The 18566-nt window shown below is 72.1% G+C and carries 19 protein-coding genes and 1 riboswitch; of the genes, 11 read left to right on the top strand and 8 right to left on the bottom strand.

All coding sequences use genetic code 11. The features are described 5' to 3' along the window. Positions 1 to 123: 123 nt before the first annotated feature. From R4Z63_RS08465 to R4Z63_RS08455, 3 genes are all read left to right on the top strand, one after another. Complete coding sequence (locus tag R4Z63_RS08465; protein WP_384450263.1) at positions 124 to 1152, top strand: 6-phosphofructokinase; 1029 nt, start codon at positions 124 to 126, stop codon at positions 1150 to 1152. 72 nt (positions 1153 to 1224) lie between these two features. Continuing rightward, positions 1225 to 2223, top strand: coding sequence for a 2-hydroxyacid dehydrogenase (locus R4Z63_RS08460; RefSeq protein ID WP_384450219.1), 999 nt, complete (start codon positions 1225 to 1227; stop codon positions 2221 to 2223). An 86-nt stretch (positions 2224 to 2309) separates the two neighbouring features. Beyond that, positions 2310 to 2627: a hypothetical protein gene (locus tag R4Z63_RS08455; RefSeq protein WP_384450216.1), complete on the top strand. Its 318-nt coding sequence runs from the start codon at positions 2310 to 2312 to the stop codon at positions 2625 to 2627. 58 nt (positions 2628 to 2685) lie between these two features. Here R4Z63_RS08455 and R4Z63_RS08450 read toward each other — a convergent pair whose 3' ends face one another. Continuing rightward, on the bottom strand, positions 2686 to 4656 hold the full coding sequence (locus tag R4Z63_RS08450) for an anthranilate synthase family protein (RefSeq protein ID WP_384450213.1): 1971 nt from the start codon (positions 4654 to 4656) through the stop codon (positions 2686 to 2688). Between the two features lie 330 nt (positions 4657 to 4986). Between R4Z63_RS08450 and R4Z63_RS08445 the strand changes: the two genes are divergently transcribed. After that, positions 4987 to 6348 carry a class II 3-deoxy-7-phosphoheptulonate synthase gene (locus R4Z63_RS08445; RefSeq protein ID WP_384450210.1) on the top strand — a complete coding sequence of 454 codons (1362 nt, stop codon included), beginning with the start codon at positions 4987 to 4989 and terminating at the stop codon, positions 6346 to 6348. 133 nt (positions 6349 to 6481) lie between these two features. Continuing rightward, positions 6482 to 6778 (top strand): (2Fe-2S)-binding protein, encoded by a 297-nt coding sequence (locus R4Z63_RS08440; protein ID WP_172671391.1) that lies wholly within the window; start codon positions 6482 to 6484, stop codon positions 6776 to 6778. Positions 6779 to 6836: 58 nt separating this feature from the next. Here the strand turns inward: R4Z63_RS08440 and bfr are convergent, their stop codons facing one another. Next, positions 6837 to 7313, bottom strand: a complete 477-nt coding sequence (bfr, locus tag R4Z63_RS08435; protein WP_037926968.1) for a bacterioferritin — start codon at positions 7311 to 7313, stop codon at positions 6837 to 6839. 173 nt (positions 7314 to 7486) lie between these two features. Here bfr and R4Z63_RS08430 point away from each other — a divergent pair, with 173 nt between their 5' ends. After that, complete coding sequence (locus tag R4Z63_RS08430; RefSeq protein WP_037926961.1) at positions 7487 to 8119, top strand: sulfite oxidase-like oxidoreductase; 633 nt, start codon at positions 7487 to 7489, stop codon at positions 8117 to 8119. A 32-nt stretch (positions 8120 to 8151) separates the two neighbouring features. Here R4Z63_RS08430 and R4Z63_RS08425 read toward each other — a convergent pair whose 3' ends face one another. The 6 genes from R4Z63_RS08425 to thiO form a co-directional block, all read right to left on the bottom strand. After that, on the bottom strand, positions 8152 to 8697 hold the full coding sequence (locus tag R4Z63_RS08425) for a DUF4396 domain-containing protein (protein WP_384450206.1): 546 nt from the start codon (positions 8695 to 8697) through the stop codon (positions 8152 to 8154). Positions 8698 to 8785: 88 nt separating this feature from the next. Then, entirely contained in the window at positions 8786 to 9646 is an 861-nt protein-coding gene (locus R4Z63_RS08420) for a deoxyribonuclease IV (RefSeq protein WP_384450203.1), read from the bottom strand. A gap of 6 nt (positions 9647 to 9652) precedes the next feature. Then, positions 9653 to 11566 (bottom strand): Stk1 family PASTA domain-containing Ser/Thr kinase, encoded by a 1914-nt coding sequence (gene pknB / locus R4Z63_RS08415; RefSeq protein WP_384450200.1) that lies wholly within the window; start codon positions 11564 to 11566, stop codon positions 9653 to 9655. A gap of 236 nt (positions 11567 to 11802) precedes the next feature. After that, positions 11803 to 12597 carry a thiazole synthase gene (locus tag R4Z63_RS08410; RefSeq protein ID WP_037926951.1) on the bottom strand — a complete coding sequence of 265 codons (795 nt, stop codon included), beginning with the start codon at positions 12595 to 12597 and terminating at the stop codon, positions 11803 to 11805. A gap of 5 nt (positions 12598 to 12602) precedes the next feature. Beyond that, positions 12603 to 12803: a sulfur carrier protein ThiS gene (gene thiS, locus R4Z63_RS08405; RefSeq protein ID WP_384450196.1), complete on the bottom strand. Its 201-nt coding sequence runs from the start codon at positions 12801 to 12803 to the stop codon at positions 12603 to 12605. Next, on the bottom strand, positions 12800 to 13981 hold the full coding sequence (gene thiO, locus R4Z63_RS08400) for a glycine oxidase ThiO (RefSeq protein WP_384450193.1): 1182 nt from the start codon (positions 13979 to 13981) through the stop codon (positions 12800 to 12802). Before thiO ends, thiS begins: the two co-directional genes overlap by 4 nt. Then, positions 13979 to 14090: riboswitch (TPP riboswitch) on the bottom strand. (Overlaps the previous gene by 3 nt.) Positions 14091 to 14171: 81 nt before the next feature. Here thiO and R4Z63_RS08395 point away from each other — a divergent pair. From R4Z63_RS08395 to R4Z63_RS08375, 5 genes are all read left to right on the top strand, one after another. Beyond that, entirely contained in the window at positions 14172 to 15392 is a 1221-nt protein-coding gene (locus R4Z63_RS08395) for an NAD(P)/FAD-dependent oxidoreductase (RefSeq protein WP_384450190.1), read from the top strand. A gap of 96 nt (positions 15393 to 15488) precedes the next feature. Next, positions 15489 to 15854 (top strand): Rv2175c family DNA-binding protein, encoded by a 366-nt coding sequence (locus tag R4Z63_RS08390; protein WP_037926940.1) that lies wholly within the window; start codon positions 15489 to 15491, stop codon positions 15852 to 15854. Between the two features lie 75 nt (positions 15855 to 15929). Then, entirely contained in the window at positions 15930 to 16565 is a 636-nt protein-coding gene (thiE, locus tag R4Z63_RS08385) for a thiamine phosphate synthase (protein WP_037926937.1), read from the top strand. Between the two features lie 193 nt (positions 16566 to 16758). After that, a complete protein-coding gene (gene metF / locus R4Z63_RS08380; RefSeq protein ID WP_037926934.1) occupies positions 16759 to 17673 on the top strand; it encodes a methylenetetrahydrofolate reductase [NAD(P)H] in 915 nt (304 codons plus the stop codon). Positions 17674 to 17715: 42 nt separating this feature from the next. Beyond that, positions 17716 to 18552 (top strand): hypothetical protein, encoded by an 837-nt coding sequence (locus R4Z63_RS08375; RefSeq protein ID WP_384450184.1) that lies wholly within the window; start codon positions 17716 to 17718, stop codon positions 18550 to 18552. Positions 18553 to 18566 lie beyond the last annotated feature (14 nt).

The raw sequence follows: 18566 nt of genomic DNA, 5'->3' as shown, positions 1-18566 counted from the left end.
CGTCCTCGTACGAGTGAACGGGCGTACGCAACGCCCCTCGATTCCACCGGAATTGCCCCCTTCGGGTCCCCTGTTGTGACCTGCGTCACCACTAGCGTGACCGTCATGGCGAAGGGAGATGCAATGAAGGTCGGAGTGCTGACCGGCGGCGGCGACTGCCCCGGGCTCAACGCGGTGATCAGGGCCGTCGTCCGCAAGGGCGAGCAGGAATACGGCTGCGGATTCGTCGGGTTCAAGGACGGCTGGCGGGGCGCGGTCGAGGGGCGGACCGTCCCCCTCGGCATTCCCGCCGTCCGCGGCATCCTGCCCCGCGGCGGCACCGTCCTCGGTTCCTCGCGCACCAACCCGTTCACGACGGAGAACGGGGTGCGCGACATCAAGGACAACCTGGCCAAGTACGAGGTGGACGCGCTCATCGCGATCGGCGGCGAGGACACGCTGGGGGTCGCCGCCCGTCTCTACGAGGAGTACGGCATCCCCTGCGTCGGCGTGCCGAAGACCATCGACAACGACCTGTCGGCCACGGACTACACCTTCGGCTTCGACACCGCCGTCGGCATCGCGACCGAGGCCATCGACCGCCTGCACACCACGGCCGAATCGCACATGCGCGTCCTCGTTGTCGAGGTCATGGGCCGGCACGCGGGCTGGATCGCCCTGCACTCCGGGCTCGCCGGCGGGGCCAACGTCATCCTCATTCCGGAGCAGCGCTTCGACGTCGACCAGGTGTGCGCCTGGGTGACCTCCCGGTTCAAGGCGAGTTACGCGCCGATCGTCGTGGTCGCAGAGGGCGCCATGCCCAAGGGCGGGGACATGGTGCTGAAGGACGGCACCAAGGACTCCTTCGGGCACGTCCGGCTCTCGGGCGTGGGCGAGTGGCTGGCCAAGGAGATCGAAGCGCGCACCGGCGAGGAGGCCCGCACGACGGTGCTCGGGCACATCCAGCGTGGCGGCACCCCGAGCGCCTTCGACCGGTGGCTGGCGACCCGGTTTGGTCTGCACGCGATCGACGCCGTGCACGAGCGGGACTTCGGGAAGATGGTCGCGCTGAAGGGGACGGACATCGTCCGGGTGCCGATCGGCGACGCCACGGCGAAGCTGAAGACGGTCGATCCCGCCCTCTACCAGGAGGCCGGCGTCTTCTTCGGCTGAGCCGCCGGGGGGACGGCACGCCATGGGCCGTATCGTGGGGGACGGCCCATGGTCCTGCGGACGGGAGCGAACGTGGAAATCCTGGCATTCGGCGTGCAGTCGGACGAGAAGCCGATGCTGGAGGCCGCGTTCGCCGGCCGGCACGAGGTGCGCTGCCTGGACGTCTTCCTGACCGAGGACACCGCCCCCATCGCCGCCGGGTACGAGGTCGTCTCCTCCAGCGTCAACGCCGACCTGGACGGGAGGGTGTTGCGGATCCTGGCCGCCGGCGGGACCCGGATGATCGCCCAGCGCTCCACCGGCTTCAACAACATCGACCTGGACGTCGCGCGCCGGCTCGGCCTGACGGTGAGCCGGGTCTCGTACTACTCCCCCTACTCCGTGGCCGAGTTCGCCTGGACCCTCGCGATGACCGTGAACCGGCGCATCGTGCGGGCCGCGACCCGCACCAGGGACTTCGACTTCCGCCTGGACGGGCTGATGGGCCGCGACATGCACGGCCGGACGGCCGGGGTGCTCGGCACCGGCAAGATCGGCGAGGCGTTCACCCGCATCGCGCACGGGCACGGAATGAAGCTGCTCGGCTGGGATCTGGAGCCCAACCCGGCCTGTGTGGAACTGGGCATGAGGTACGTGGAGAAGGAGGAGCTGCTCGCCTCCTCGGACCTGATCAGCCTGCACGTGCCGCTGCTGGAGTCCACGCGCCACCTCCTGGACGCGGCGGCGCTGCGGCGGATGAAGGACGACGCGATCCTGGTGAACTCCAGCCGCGGCGGCCTCATCGACTCCGAGGCCCTCGTCGCGGAACTCCGGGCCGGCCGCTTCACCGGTGTCGGCCTCGACGTGTACGAGGCGGAGGCCGGGGTCTTCTTCGTGGACCGCTCGCTGCAGACCGTCGAGGACGACACCCTGGCCCGGCTGATGACCTTCCCGAACGTCGTCGTGACCTCCCACCAGGCCTACTACACGACCGACGCGGTGAGCCAGATCATCGACACCACCGTCGCCAATGTCACCGACTACCTGGCCGGCCGCCGCTCCGAGAACACCCTCCTCCCGGACGCCCCGTAGCCCCTCGGTCCCGCAGCCCCGGGATTTCGGATCGCGTTCACCTCCCCGCCCGCGGCGCGGTCCGGCGGCGGCCCTATCCTCCCGGTGTGGACGTACCCGACTGGATGCGGTGGACCTCCTGTGCCTTCGCAGCCGTGCAACTGATCTTCACCTACCGCAGCGTGCAGCTGCTGCGCCAGGCCGGTCCGGGCCGCCGGACGGACCCGTGGCTGGCGGTCGCCGACGACGTGATGGGGGTGGTGCTGTCCGTCGGGCTGGCGCTCGGCTCCCTCGACGTACTGCTGGTCGCGGGCCCGGTACTGCTCGCGATCGGGGCCTGCAAGGGAATCCGGGCCCTCCTCGCCCGCCGCGCGGCGAGGACGGCACCGGCGGCCGGCGGGGGAGCGGTCCCCACGGGGGACTAGCTTGATCTTCAACCGCTGGGCCCGGCACATCACCCGCGGGCCGGGCGGGCCGCGCCGCTCACACGGCTGCGCCCCGCACCTGCGTCACCAGCTCGCGCAGCAGCTCCGCGCCGCGCAGGGTGAGGACCGACTCCGGGTGGAACTGGACCCCGGCGAAGCCCCCGGCAGGGGAGCGCAGTGCGTGGACCTCCCCCGTGGACCGGTCCCGGGCCACCTCGACCCCTCGGGCGGCCAGTCCGGCAGCCAGGCGGTCGTCGCAGTGCGCGGTGAAGGTGTTGTAGAAGCCGACCACCTCCTCGGCCCCGAACAGCTCGATCCGGGTCTGCGCGCCCTGCGCCGGCTCCGCCTTGCGGACCAGCGGCAGGCCCAGCTCGGCGGCGAGCAACTCGTGCCCGAGGCACACGCCGAGCAGGCCGTGGCGGTGCCCGGCCAGCAGCTCGCCGGTCAGCCCGCGCAGCAGCCGCATCTTCGGATCGGCAGAGTCGGCCGGGTTCCCCGGGCCGGGCCCCAGCACGATCGGCCCCTCCCAGGCCAGGGCCGTCTCCCGCAGCCCCGGTTCGTCGAAGCGCCGTACGGTGACCTCCAGCCCGATGACCCGCAGCACGTGCGCCAGCATCGCGGTGAAGGTGTCCTCCCCGTCCACCACCAGCGCATGCCCCGACGGCTGGGCCGGCCGCTCCTGCATCCGCAGCCAGAAGGGGGCCAGGTCGGCGCGCCGGGCGTCGAGGGCCGCCCGCACCCGCGGGTCCTGCGCCAGTCGGGTCCCCGCGGCGGCCGGCCGCGGCGCCGCCGGCCGTACCCCGAGCGCCGCCAGCACTCCCGCCGCCTTCGCGTGCGTCTCCGCGACCTCCCCCGCCGGATCGGAGTGCCGCACCAGGGTGGCGCCCACCGGCACCCGCAGCCGCCCGTCCCGGGCGATGTCGGCCGTCCGGATCAGGATGGGGGAGTCGAGGGTCTGCGCCCCCGCGGCGTCCAGGCCCAGCAGCGCCAGCGCCCCCGCGTAGTAGCCGCGCCCGCCGCTTTCGTGGCGCTGGATCACCCGGCAGGCGTTCTGCACCGGCGAACCCGTCACGGTCGCCGCGAACATCGTCTCGCGCAGCACGTCCCGCACGTCCAGGGAGGAGCGTCCGCGCAGTTCGTACTCGGTGTGGGTGAGGTGGGCCATCTCCTTGAGCCGCGGTCCGACGACGACCCCGCCCCGGTCGCCGACCGTGCACATCATCTTCAGTTCCTCGTCGACCACCATCGACAGCTCCTCGGTCTCCTTGCGGTCGCCGAGGAAGGCCAGGAGCGACTCGGCGGTCGGCCCGGTGGCCGGATGGCGGTACGTGCCGCTGATCGGGTTCATCACGACCGTGCCGCCCGCCCGCCGTCCGCCGCCCCCCTCGGCCGAGTGCCCTTCGCACCCGCTCCGCCCGTTCGACATCCGCACGTGGACCTCGGGGCTCGCCCCGACCAGCGTGCGCTCCCCGGTATGGACGACATAGGTCCAGTACGCCCCCCGCTCGCCCTCCAGCAGCCGCCGGAACAGGGCCAGCGCGTCCGCCCGGCCGAAACCGTCGATCCGGCCCTCGAACGTGCGCCGGATGACGAAGTTCGAGCCCTGGCCCCGGCCGATCTCCTCCCGGATCACCCGCTCCACCGTGTCCGCGTACGCCTCGTCGGAGACGTCGAAACCACCGTCCTCGACCCGCACCGCGTGCGCCGGCAGCACGGCCAGCACCTCGGCGAGCGGGATCTCGTACGCCTCCTCGGCGACCAGTGCGCTCAGCGGGGTGCCGTCGTCGCGCACGTCGAAACCCCGCTCCCGGATCTGCCGGAAGGGCACGAGTGCGAGGGTGGGCAGAGTGCCGACGGGCAGGTCGGCGAGGTTCTCGACCTCGTGGACCGGCCCGAGGAGGACCTCGACGCTCTCGTGGTCGCGGCCGGGGGTCCGCCGGCGCAGCAGGGCGAAGGGCGGGCAGGAGTCGTCGAGCAGCCGGCCCAGCGGGCCGGGTACGTCGGGTCGGTTCGGTCGGCTGGTGTCCATGGGCGGAGCGTCCTTCCGTCGGGGGAGGAGCGGCTCGCGCTGCCGGCGCCGGTGCCGGGAACGCGGAAGGCCGCCCCTCGGGGCGGCCTTCGCGTCGTGCGTGTCGTCAGGTACGCGCAGGAAGTGGGCCGCCGGGAGCGGGCCACCACCAGTTCTGGTTCGTGTGCGCGTACATGCGGTGAACCATAGCCCAGAACGCCCCGGTGGCGCCGGATCCGTTCCGCAACGCGTGCCGAACCATCGATTCCGTTCCGCCGGGCGTCCACGGCCTTCGAGGAATCCGTCTCACGTTGTGGGCGGGGGGCCGGACGCCACCCGTAACGCCGTAATGTGTACGAGGTGACCGTGAACGCTGAAAACCAAGCCCCCGCCGCCAAGGCGACCTGGCGAGACCTTCCCGCGGCGCAGCAGCCTTCGTACCCCGATGCCGAGGCTCTGCGCGCTGTCGTCGCGGACCTCGAATCGTATCCTCCGCTCGTTTTCGCGGGTGAGTGCGACCAGCTGCGTGCCCGTCTGGGAGCCGTCGCCAAGGGCGAGGCGTTCCTGCTCCAGGGCGGCGACTGCGCCGAGGCCTTCGACGGCGTCTCCGCCGACCACATCCGGGCCAAGCTCAAGACGCTGCTCCAGATGAGTGCCGTTCTGACGTACGCGGCGTCCGTACCGGTCGTCAAGGTCGGCCGGATCGCCGGGCAGTACTCCAAGCCGCGCTCCAAGGACACCGAGACCCGCGACGGCGTGACCCTGCCGACCTACCGCGGCGACTCCGTCAACGGCTTCGCCTTCACCGAGGAGGCGCGCGTCCCGGACCCCGAGCGGCTGAAGCGCATGTACCACGCCTCCGCCTCCACGCTCAACCTGGTGCGCGCCTTCACCACCGGTGGTTACGCCGACCTGCGCCAGGTGCACGCCTGGAACCAGGACTTCGTGAAGTCCTCCCCGTCCGGTCAGCGGTACGAGCAGCTGGCCCGGGAGATCGACAACGCGCTGAACTTCATGAAGGCCTGTGGCACCGACCCGGCCGAGTTCAAGGCGGTCGAGTTCTACGCCTCCCACGAGGCGCTGCTGCTGGACTACGAGGGTGCGCTGACGCGCACCGACTCGCGCACCGGCAAGCTGTACGACACCTCCGGCCACATGGTGTGGATCGGTGAGCGCACCCGTCAGCTGGACCACGCGCACATCGAGTTCTGCTCGCAGATCGCCAACCCGATCGGCATCAAGCTCGGTCCCACCACCACGGTGGACGAGGCGCTGACCTACATCGACCGCCTGGACCCCGAGCGCGAGCCGGGCCGGCTGACCTTCGTCGTCCGCATGGGCGCCGACCAGGTCCGCGACAAGCTCCCCGAGCTGGTCGAGAAGGTCACGGCCTCGGGCGCGACGGTCGCCTGGGTGACCGACCCGATGCACGGCAACACCTTCGAGGCGGCCTCGGGCCACAAGACGCGCCGTTTCGACGACGTGCTCGACGAGGTCAAGGGCTTCTTCGAGGTGCACAAGGCGCTGGGCACCCACCCGGGCGGCATCCACGTCGAGCTGACCGGTGACGACGTCACCGAGTGCGTGGGCGGCGGCGACGAGATCTTCGTCGACGACCTGCACCAGCGCTACGAGACGGCCTGCGACCCGCGGCTCAACCGCAGCCAGTCGCTGGACCTGGCGTTCCTGGTGGCGGAGCTCTACCGCGACTAGGCGTCGCGATCAGCAGGTGCATTCCTACGACTGTGGGGCGCGGATCGATGTGATCCGCGCCCCACAGTCGTACCCGGGGCTTTCCGGCCACCCTGACTTTGGGTACGGTTAGGTAAGCCTCACCGAATAGGGGATGGCTCGCCGCACCGCTCAGCGCCAGGAGGTGAACCGCGTGTACGTCTGCTCTTGCTTCGGGATCACCGACCAGCAGGTCAAGGAGCACGCGGCTGCCGGGGCCTGCACGCCCCGCCAGATCGCCTCGGCCACCAAGGCCGGCACCGACTGCGGCTCCTGCGTGCGCACCATCCAGGGCATCCTCGGCCGCGGGGCGTGCCCGCGCAGGGAGCTGCTGGAGAAGGGCGGCGCGGTGTCCGTGCTCGCGGCCGACCCGGAGGCGACGCCCTCGCCCGAGCTGGCGGAAGCGGCCTAGGAACCGGACCGGGCCGGCGCGCGTCGGCCGGCAGCCGGTTCGCCCGATCGGCCGACGGTCAGCTCGGCTGCTCGATCAGCTGCGCGATGTAGAGCGCCTCGCCCAAGGACTCGATGAGCTCCAGCTGGGTGTCGAGGTAGTCGATGTGGTGCTCCTCGTCCTCCAGGATCTCCTCGAAGAGGCGGGCCGAGGTGATGTCACCCTTCCCGCGCATGACCTCGATGCCCCGCTTCAGCCGGTCGATGGCCTCGACCTCGACCTGGCGGTCCGCCTGGAACATCTCGGTGATGGTCTGCCCGACGCGCACGTGGAAGAGGCGCTGGTAGTTCGGCAGGCCGTCCAGCATCAGGATGCGCTCGGTGAGCTTGTCCGCGTGCTTCATCTCGTCGATGGACTCTTCACGCGTGTACTTGGCGAGCTTGGTCCAGCCCTTGTTGTCCTGGATGCGGTAGTGCAGCCAGTACTGGTTGATGGCCGTCAGCTCGCCGGTCAGCTGCTCGTTCAGAAACTCAAGGACCTCGGGGTCGCCCTGCATCGCAGAGGCTCCTTCCAGGCAATGTCAGCTATGTGACGGGGCAGTTGCGCGCATCCTTGCACCGCCGCTGAGGGCCGTCCAGTAAGTGCCTCCTTAGTGGGAGTTACCGTGACTTGCCCGAATCGGCCCCGGCCTGGTCATGACCACCCTGCCCAGTCTGTCACCATGGAGTCATGGGTCAGCCGGAAAGCCGGGAATCTCCGGGAGCAGAGCAGCTGGAGCTTCCACCGGGGCAGCGGCTGCAGAAGGGCTGGCCGGTCACCCACTATGGTCCCGTGCCCAAGTTCAAGCCGGACCGCTGGGAGTTCCGGGTCTTCGGCGCCACCGCCGACGGTGACAAGCACTGCTGGAACCACGAGGAGTTCACGGCGCTGCCGTTCGCCTCCGTCGTGGCGGACCTGCACTGCGTCACGAAGTTCAGCATGCAGGGCGCGGAATGGGGCGGTGTGCTCGCCCGCGAGGTGCTGGCCCTGGCGCCTCCCGCACCGCAGGTCACCCACGTGATGGTGTGGGCCGAGTACGGCTTCAGCTCCAACCTGAGGCTGGCCGACTTCGCATCCGACCGGACCGTCTTCGCCACCCACCAGGGCGGTGAACTGCTCACCGCCGAGCACGGTTTCCCCGTCCGGCTGGTGGTCCCGCACCTGTACGCCTGGAAGGGCCCCAAGTGGGTCCGCGGCATCGAGTACATGACCGCCGACCGCCGGGGCTTCTGGGAGGAGCGCGGCTACCACAACATCGGCGACCCCTGGCGCGAGCAGCGCTACTCGTACCAGGAGGAGCCGGGGGAGGGCCCCGAACTCTAGGGGCGTTCCGAGGACGCCCCGGGGGGCGCCCCTCAGTGGTGGTACTGGTGGACGACCGCGTGACCCATGCCGCGGCCGATCATCCACTTGTTGACCGGCGTCGTGATCACGAAGGCGGCCGCCAGCGCGACCGCCAGGACGATCCAGAACTTCGGGTCCGACACGTGCGCGTCCATCGCGCCCGGCCACAGTGCGATCACCCCGTTGTCGATCAACTCCATGACGGCGATCGACAGGGTGTCCGCGGCGAGGGCCACCCGGACGGCCGCCCCCAGGCCGACGCCGGCGGCGAGGATCCCGCGCAGGGTGAGTGCGTAGCCGAAGAAGAAGGCGAGGATGATCGCGAGGATCATCGTCGAGACGTTCCCCCAGCCCAGGGCGGTGCCGATGACCATCCCGAGCACCTCACCGATGGCGCATCCTGTGAGGCAGTGCAGGGTGGCCCGGGCGGCCGCCGCCCAGTCGACCCCGCCGACGCCGCCATGGCCGTGAGCCTGGCCGTGGCCGTGCTGGTCGTGCGGGTGGTGCTCGTCGTGCGGGTGGTGCCGGTGGTCGTGCCCTTCGTGCGTCTGCTCCATGACAACCCCCTCGTGGGAAAGCCGGGTAGCGGTCCGTCGACATGACGAACCGTATACCCCCAGGGGGTATTCCTCAAGGGTCAGTGGATCACTGGGCGCCGCGCAGCTCCTTCAGCAGCGCCACATCCGCCGCATGCCCTTCCTTGCCTCCGGGCGTTTCGATGATCAGGGGTACGCCGTCCATCGCGGGGTGCGTGCACAGCTCGGCGAAGGCGTCCCGGCCGATGTGGCCCTGGCCGATGTTCGCGTGCCGGTCCTTGTGCGCGCCCACGCCCTCCTTGGAGTCGTTCGCGTGGACCAGCTTCAGCCGGCCCTCGCCCACGGCGTCCACCAGCAGATCCAGCGTCACCTTCGTCCCGCCCGGCTCCGCCAGGTCGTGACCGGCCGCGAAGACGTGGCAGGTGTCCAGACAGATCCCCAGCTTCGGATGGTGGCGCAGCGCATCGAAGTACGGACCGAAGTCCTCCGCGAGCGAGCACAGCGAGGAACCCTGCCCGGCCGTCGACTCCAGCAGCAGAAACGGGTCGTCGTCGTGCGTCAGCTCGTCCAGCAGCGGCAGCATGTACTCCCTGACCTGCTCGTACGCCGCCTCCCGCGGGCGACCGCCGGTCGCGGAGCCGGTATGGACGACCACCCCGAGCGCGCCGATCCGCCGGGCCCGGCGCAGCGAGTGCCGCAGGGACTCCACCGACCTCTCCACGGTGGCGGCGGTGTGCGAGCCGAAGTTGATCAGATACGGCGCGTGCACGTACGCGGGGATGCCCTCCCGCGCGCACTCCTCGCGGAACCGTTCGTCCTGCGCCGGATTGCCGACCGGGGTGGCCCAGCCGCGCGGATTGGCGACGAAGACCTGGACGGCCTCGGCGCCCATCTCCCGGGCGTACGCCAGCCCGACCGAGGCCAGACCGCCCGCGACGGGGACATGTCCGCCCACTGGATTGCGTACCACGAGCGCCTACAGCCCCTTGATCCGGATGGTGATCGTCAGGCCCTCGGCCGCGGTCTGCCCGGGGAGCACCGACTGGGCGTCCACCGTCCTGCTGAAGGAGAGCAGCGGCCGGTCCACCTTCACCTTGAAGCCCGCGTCCTCCAAGGTCTTGCGGGCTGTGTCCACGTCCTGGCCGATCACGTTCGGGACCGGCAGCTGGCGCGGTCCCTTGGACACCGTCAGCGTGACCGTGTCCCCGGCCGCCGCCTGGGTCCCGGCGCCGATCGACTGGTTGGCCACCGTCCCCGGATCCGAGGGCGCGTTCACCTGCTCGGGAGCCGTGGCGACCTTGAGGCCCAGACCCTCCAGGGTGGCCTTCGCCTGCTCGAAGGGCAGCCCCGTCACGCCGGGCACCGGCACCGGCCGGCCCTTGCTGACGACGATCGAGACCGCCGTGTCGGGCGCACGCTTCTCGCCGCCCGCCGGATTGGTGCTGATCACCGAGCCCTGGGCGACGTCCTGGCTGAAGGCCTGCGTGACGATTCCGGGGGCCAGCCCGGTCCTGGTCAGCTCCTCCTTGGCCTCCTCCAGCGGCCTGCCCCGGAGGTTGGGCACGGACACGACCTCGGGACCGCGGGAGATCGTGATGGTCACCGCGCCGTTGCCGCGGATCCGCTGCCCGCCCGCGGGGTCGGTGTTCATCACCGTCCCGCGCTCGAAGGCGTCGCTGAACTTCCGGTCGACCCCCTTCACCCCGAGACCGGCCTCGGAGAGCTGGGCGCGAGCCTGCTCCTCGGTCTTGCCGAGCAGGTTGGGGACCTTGGTGAACTGGCCCGAGCTGATGTACCAGACGCCCGTGCCGATGCCGAGCGCCAGCAGCACGCCGACGACCGCCAGCAGCACGCCGCGGCGGGGCCGGCCGCCGACCGCCGACCGGCGCCCGGACGGAGGGGGTGGGTCCAGTGGGGGCGCCTCGAAGCGGGAGGTGAGGTTCACGGGCTCCGCCGCCACCGGGCGCGGGATGACACCGGTGCGGTCCTCGGCGGACGACCGGTCCACGGCGCGCGCCTGCGGCGGTACGGCGTCCAGCTCGACGTCGCTGAGTCCGGCGCGGGCCTCGCGGGTGAGGCCGAGCAGGGCGGCGGCGTCGTAGGGGCGCAGGTCGGGGGTGCGGGCGGTGGCGCAGGCCACGAGCCCGTCGAGGCCCGCGGGCAGGCCGGGCACCGAGGCGGACGGCGGCGGGACGTCCTCGTGCAGGTGCTGGTAGAGCACCTGCGCGGGGGTGGCGCCGACGTGGGGCTTGGAGCCGGTGAGCATCTCGTAGAGCACGACACCGCAGGCGTAGACGTCCACGCGGGTGTCGGCGACGCCGTTCTCGATCTGCTCGGGTGCCAGGTAGGAGACGGTGCCGAGCACCGAGCCGGTGGTGTTGGTCACCGAGTCCACCGACCGGACCAGCCCGAAGTCCGCGACCTTGACCCTGCCGTCGTCGCCGATCAGGACGTTCTCGGGCTTCATGTCGCGGTGCACGAACCCGGCCCGGTGGGCGGCGCCGAGGGCGGCCAGGACCGGTTCGAGGATGTCGAGGGCCGCCCGCGGCTGGAGTGCACCGCGCTCGCGCAGCACGTCGCGCAGGGTGCAGCCGGAGACGTACTCCATCGCCAAGTAGACGTAGGGTCCGTCCGTGCCCTGGTCGAACACGGCGACCACGTTGGGGTGCGCGAGCCGCGCCACGGACTTCGCCTCGCGGATGAACCGCTCGACGAAGCCGGCGTCGGAGGCGAGTGCCGGATGCATCACCTTCAGGGCGAGGATCCGGTCCAGCCGGGTGTCGACGGCCCGGTAGACCGTGGCCATGCCGCCGGCCGCGATGCGGGCGTCGATGCGGTAGCGGCCGTCGAGCACGCGCCCGACGAGAGGGTCTTCCAGGGTCGTATCCACCCGCCGATTCTACGAGCCGGCGCCGGTGTCCCGGCGGGGGCGGGTCTCGTTGCAGCGCAGCTGTGACGTGAGCAGGGGGCGGGGCGGGATTCCCGGCCGGCGTGAACCGGAGCGGCGCGGGGGCCGGCGCGACTCCCGGGGCACGTCCCCGGCGACCGCCCGACGGCCGCCCGGCCACCGCCGCACCCGCACCGGACGCCTCCCGCCCCGCCCCCCCAGGCCGCCCCGTTGCGTCCTCAGAACGCGGGCCGCTCCGGGTCCAGCGCCGCGCGGCCCTCCCTGGGGGAGGAGGCTTCGGCGAAGCGGCGCTGGGGGATGCGGCCCGCCCGGAAGGCCAGGCGGCCGGCCGAGACGGCGTCCCGCATGGCGGATGCCATCAGGACCGGTTCCTGCGCCCGGGTCACGGCGGAGGCCAGCATCACCGCCGCGCAGCCCAGTTCCATCGCCAGGGCGGCGTCGGAGGCGGTGCCCGCGCCCGCGTCCAGGATCACCGGTACGCCCGCCCGCTCCGTGATGAGTTCGAAGTTGTGCGGGTTGCGGATGCCCATGCCGGAGCCGATGGGAGCGCCGAGCGGCATGATCGCCGCGCAGCCCACGTCCTCCAGCCTGCGCGCCAGCACGGGATCGTCGTTGGTGTACGGCAGGACGGTGAAGCCCTCGTCCACCAGGATCTCGGCGGCGTCCAGCAGCTCGACGCCGTCGGGCAGGAGGGTCCGCTCGTCGGCGACCACTTCGAGCTTGATCCAGTCGGTGCCCAGGGCCTCCCGCGCGAGGCGGGCCGTGAGGACGGCCTCGCCCGCGGTGAAGCAGCCGGCGGTGTTGGGCAGGACCGAGATGCCGAGGCCGGCCAGGACGGAGAGGACGGAACCCTGCACCGTCGGGTCCAGGCGGCGCATGGCCACGGTGGTGAGTTCGGTGCCGGACGCGGCCAGGGCGCGCTCCAGCACGTCCAGGCTGGGGGCGCCGCCCGTGCCCATGATGAGGCGGGAGGAGAAGGTCCGGTCGCCCAGTGCGAACAGGTCGTCGGCCATGCCGGTCAGCCTCCCTGGACCGCGGTGAGGATCTCCACGCGGTCGCCGTCGCCCACGCGGGTGGCCGGCCACTGTCCGCGCGGGACCACGGTCTCGTTGAGTGCGGCCGCCACCCCGGAGGAAGCCGCGGTCAGGGTCGCGACGACGGTGTCGAGCGTGGTGCCGGCCGCGACCTCGCGCGGCTCGCCGTTGACGGAGATGGTCATGCGTACGACTCCTGACGTGCGGCGGAGAAGCGGCGGGGGGTGAAGGGGCGTGCGATCCCGGGCAGTTCGCCGCTGACCAGCAGCTCGGCCATCACCTCGCCGGTGAGCGGGGTCAGCAGCACCCCGTTGCGGTAGTGCCCGGTGGCCAGGTGTAGGCCGGGCAGGTCGGTGGGGCCCAGCAGCGGGGCGTTGTCGGGTGATCCGGGGCGCAGTCCGGCACGGGTCTCGGTCAGCGGGAGTTCGGTGATGCCGGGTACCAGCTCGTGGGCGTCGCGCAGGAGTTCGTAGACCCCGCCCGCGGTGACGGTGGTGTCCCAGCCGAGCTCCTCGCTGGTGGCGCCGATGACGAGTTCGCCGTTCTCGCGGGGCACGAGGTAGACGTGGCTGCCGCGCACGACCGCCCGTACGGTGCGGGAGAGGAACGGCGCGTACACGGGCGGTACGGAGAGCCGCAGCACCTGGCCCTTGACGGGCCGCACGGGCGGCAGCACCTCGGCGGGCACCCCCGCCAGCCTGCCGCTGAGCGAGCCCGCGGCCAGGACCACCTGGTCGGCCCGCAGCTCCGTGCCGTCGTCGAGGAGCACGCCGGTCGCCCGGTCCGCGGTGCTGAGCAGCTGCTCGGCCGCCGCCCGGTGGACGGTCACCCCGGCGCCTTCGCAGGCGGCCAGCAGGGCGGCCGCGAGCCGCCGCGGATCGACCTGGTGGTCGCCGTCGACGCGCAGGCCGCCGCGAACCCCCGGGGCGAGCATGGGCTCCAGACGGCGGCACTCGCGGCCGGTGAGCCAGGCGGACTCCAGGCCGCAGCGTCGCTGGAGGGCGTGCAGTTCGCGCAGGTGGAGGCGGTCGTCGGCGTCGAGAGCGACCGCGAGGGTGCCGCAGGCGCGGTAGCCGATGTCCATGCCGCCGCTCGCTTCCGCGAGCTCGGAGGCGAACCGCGGATAGCGTTCGGCGGAGGCGAGGCCGAGGCCGAGGAGGGACTCCTCGCCGTAGTGGAGTTCGGTGACGGGGGCGAGCATGCCGGCCGCGACCCGGGCGGCGCCGCCGCCGGGTGCCGGGTCGGCCAGTACGGTGCTCAGTCCGCGCTCCGCGGCCCGCCAGGCGGTGACCAGGCCGATGATCCCGCCGCCGACGACGAGGACGTTCGATCCGCGGTCGGATCCCGTTCGAGATGAGTGCATGGGCGTCCAGCCCCTCCCTTCGCCGGCATGACCCGGATCAGGTTCGTACGGTCGGAGGCCGGCCAGCCTCCCTCTCAGCCCGGTGCGCCGGACTCCCGCGATAGGTACGGTGGCCAGACTATCCCGGCGGAGGACGGCGGGTAAGGCGGCACCTGTTCCTGACGGAGCGTCAGATGATTAGGGTGGCGGCGTGAGCGAGCAGACGGAACACAATCAGCGCGGCGTCGTGATCGTCGGCGCCGGAATGGCCGGGGTGCAGACCGCTGTCGCCCTGCGCGAGCAGGGCTTCGCGGGCCCCGTGACCCTGCTGGGAGCCGAGCCCCACCAGCCCTACGATCGGCCCCCGCTGTCCAAGGCGGTGCTGCTCGGCAAGGCCGAGGACTCCGCGTTCGACGTGGACTTCGAAGGCCTGGGCATCGACCTCCGGCTCGGCACGGAGGTCACCGGCCTGCGGGCCGCGGACCGCGAACTGGACACCGAGGCGGGACCGGTCCCGTACGGGACCCTCGTCCTGGCGGTCGGCGCGCAGCCGCTGACCCTGCCCGGCGCCGAGGGCGTCCCGGGCGTCCACCTGCTGCGCACGCTGGACGACGCGGCGCGGCTGCGCCCGGTGCTGGCCGCCGCGTCCCGGGTCGTGGTGGTCGGCGCGGGCTGGATCGGGGCGGAGTTCGCCACCGCGGCCCGGGAGGCCGGCTGCGCGGTGACGGTCGTGGAGGCGGCGGACCGGGTGCTGGCGGGCGCCCTGCCCGCCGAGGTGGCCGAACCGATGGCGCGCTGGTACGGCGAGGCCGGCGCCGAGCTGATCACCGGAGCGAAGGTGGCCGGCGTCGAGGAGGGGCGCGTCCTCCTGGCGGACGGGCGCACCCTGCCCGCCGACGCGGTCGTCGTGGGCATCGGCGCGCGGCCCGCCACCGATTGGCTGTCCGGGTCCGGCGTGGAGCGCGGCGCCGACGGCTCGGTCACCGCCGACGCACACCTGCTGACCTCCCTGCCGGGGGTGTACGCGGTCGGCGACTGCGCCTCCTTCCCGTCCGGTCGCTACGGGGCGCGGCTGCTCGTGCACCACTGGGACAACGCGCTCCAGGGGCCGCGGGCGGTCGCGGCCAACATCCTGGCCGGGGAGCCCACCGCGGTCTACGACCCGGTTCCGTACTTCTGGTCCGAGCAGTTCGGGCGCTTCGTGCAGTACGCGGGCCACCACGGCGGGGCCGGGGCCCCGGTGTGGCGCGGCGACCCGGCCGGGGAGACCTGGTCGGTGTGCTGGCTGCGCGACGGCGCCCTGGCCGCGGTCCTCGCGGTCGGCCGCCCCCGGGACCTGGCCCAGGGCCGCAAGCTGATCGAGACGGGCGCCGCCGTGGACCCGGCCGGGGTCGCGGACCCGGGGACCCCGCTGAAATCGGCCACCCTCTAGCCGGTGGCACGGGCGGTACGGGCGCGCCGGGCCGCGGCGTGCCACGGACGGTCCGCCCGGGTACCGGCTGTCGGTGGGAGGTGGCAGGCTTGGCCTGTGACCGAGATTGACGCAAAGATCGATTCCCTCGTCCCCGACTGGCTGTACCTCCCCGACATCGCGGAGATGCTCCACGTCGAGGTGACGCGGGTCCGCCAGATGGTCAAGGAAGGGCAGCTCATCGCCGTCCGCCGGGGCGAGAACCGGGCCCTGCAGGTTCCAGCCCCCTTCATCGACGGAGACAAGGTGGTCAAGGGCCTGGTCGGCCTGCTGACCGTCCTGCGCGACGACGGCTTCTCCGACGAGGAGATGCTGGAATGGCTCTTCACTGCCGACCCGACCCTGCCCGGCACGCCCGCCCAGGCGCTGAGCGAGAATCGCGGCACGGAGGTGAAGCGCCGCGCTCAGGCGCTCGCCCTCTGAACCGATCCGCAGTAGCTCCACCGCGGTGTACGGGCCAGGTGCCCGTACACCGCCTCCATCACGGGGGGTACACCCATGCAGCTGTCCGACGCCCGGCTCTACCTGTGCACGGACGCCCGCAAGCGCCAGGGTGACCTCCCCGAGTTCCTCGACGCCGTCCTGGCCGGGGGCGTGGACATCGTCCAGCTCCGCGACAAGGGCATGGAGGCGGGCGAGGAGCTCGACCACCTCCAGGTGTTCGCCGAGGCGGCGCGCCGCCACGGCAAGCTCCTCGCCGTGAACGACCGTGCCGACGTGGCCCATGCCATCGGCTCCGACGTCCTGCACCTCGGGCAGGGCGACATCCCCGTCCCCGCGGCCCGCGCCATCCTCGGCGGGCAGGTGCTCATCGGCCGCTCCTGCCACGCGGAGGACGAGGTCGCGGCGGCCGCCGCCGAACCGGGCGTGGACTACTTCTGCACCGGGCCCTGCTGGCCCACGCCCACCAAGCCCGGACGTCACGCTCCCGGCCTGGACCTGGTCCGCTACGCGGCCTCGCTGGAGCAGGACCGGCCCTGGTTCGCCATCGGCGGCATCGACGCCGCCAACCTGGACCAGGTGCTGGACGCCGGCGCCACCCGCATCGTGGTCGTCCGCGCGCTCACCGAGGCCGCCGACCCCGCTGCTGCCGCCGCCGACCTCGCCCGGCGGGTCCGGGCCCGCCTCGGCTGAGTCCGGATCCGGCGGGGGTCCGGCGACGGGTCCCGTCCGCCCGGACAATCCGCCCGGACAACCGGTGGCATTCCACGCCGCCACAGCCCGAGGAAGCCCGTGCGGGCCGGAGACACGCCCGCAGGTGTCCAAAAACATGTCCAAAAGGCGGACGCCGCTTCGGGGAGCGCCGGGGCGCGTCTAACCTGCCCACATGGCCTCTGGTACCGCTTCCACCTGGTCGGACCGCGCACACACGGTCCGCGACCTCCTCGCGTCCGGGCGCTCGTACTCCTTCGAGTTCTGGGCACCGAAGACCGAGAAGGGCGAACGCAACCTCTGGAACGCCCTGCGCCGGGTCGAGGCGGTGTCCCCCAGCTTCGTCTCCGTGACCTACGGAGCCGGCGGTTCCACCCGCGGCGGCACCGTCAAGGCCACCCAGGAGATCGCGGCGGACACCACGCTGACCCCGGTGGCGCACCTGACCGCCGTGGACCACTCCATCGCCGAGCTGCGCCACGTCATCGGCCAGTTCGCCGATGCCGGGATCCGCAACATGCTCGCCCTGCGCGGCGACCCGCCGGGCGACCCGATGGCCGAGTGGGTGGCCCACCCGGAGGGCGTGCACTACGCGGCCGACCTGGTGCGCCTGCTCAAGGAGTCCGGAGACTTCTGCGTCGGCGTCGCGGCCTTCCCCGAGATGCACCCGCGCTCGACGGACTGGGATACGGACATCCGACACTTCGTGGACAAGTGCCGTGCCGGCGCCGACTACGCGATCACCCAGATGTTCTTCGATCCCGAGAATTATCTGCGGCTGCGCGACAGCGTCGCGAAGGCGGGCTGCGACACCCCGATCATCCCCGAGGTCATGCCTGTTGTGGGTATCAAGCAGCTCGACCGACTGCCCCAGCTGAGCACCGCGGTCTTCCCCGCGGACGTGAAAGAGCGCATGCTCGCCGTCAAGGACGATCCGGCCGCTGTACGCTCCATTGGCATCGAGTTCGCCACGGAGTTCTGCGCGCGGCTGCTGTCCGAGGGTGTACCGGGACTGCACTTCATCACGCTGAACAATTCCACGGCGACTCTCGAGATCTACGAGAACCTGGGCCTGCACCAGCGGGCTTGACCGGCCGTACCCGTGTGACGGCCGTACCGAGAGGGGCCTTGCATGGGTATGACGGTCCTCTACATCGCGTTCGGAATCGTCGCGCTGTGGCTGCTTGCCGAGGTACTGATGCAGTACAAGGCCCGGCTGCGCTGGCGCCTGCTCGCCTTCGCCGGCTTCCTCGGCGTGGTCGCCGGGGTGATCCTGCCGTCGGTACCGGTCATCGGCGCCGGCGCGGCGGCCTTCGCCGTGGGCCAGACCCTGGTGACGCTCTCCTTCCGCAAGGGCTTCGTCGCCGGCTGGGCGGTGCGCCGCGGCGGGGCGCCGGTCCGGAAGACCGGACGCCGCAGAGGCGGGGCTGCCGCACAGGAGCCGGCGCTCCAGGTCACCGCCCTCGCATACGACGACGCGGACGGAGCCCCGGCCGAGGAGGTCCACAGCCCGCAGCCGGTGCCCGAGGAGACCGGTTCCTACGGGATGCAGAGTTTCGCGACCCAGGCCCCCGAGGTCGACGAGACGGCCGCATTCGCCTCGCCGTTCACCACCGCCGAGCAGGACGCCCACCAGTACGCGGCCTACTACGACCAGCACGACCAGGGCGGTTACGACTACTCCGCCGGCTACCCGACAGGCGAGCAGCAGCAGGTCTACGCCGCCTACTCGGACCCGTACATCGGCACCGGCGGCGGTGTCGTCCCGCCCCAGCCGTACGACTACACCCCGTACGCCGACTACGGGCAGCAGCAGTACTCCACGGACACCCCGCCCGGCGGCGTGTGGGTCCCCCAGCAGCGGTCCACCGACGCGGGCGGCCGACCGTACCCGGGGGACGGGCAGGGCGAGCCGCCGCAGCAGTACCCGTACCCGCAGCAGGGCGAGTACGGGCAGTACCGCTACTGAGCCGGCCGGGGCCG

This window comes from Streptomyces sp. PL-29, assembly GCF_058344425.1.
This window is presented reverse-complemented; position numbering and strand designations above follow the sequence as displayed.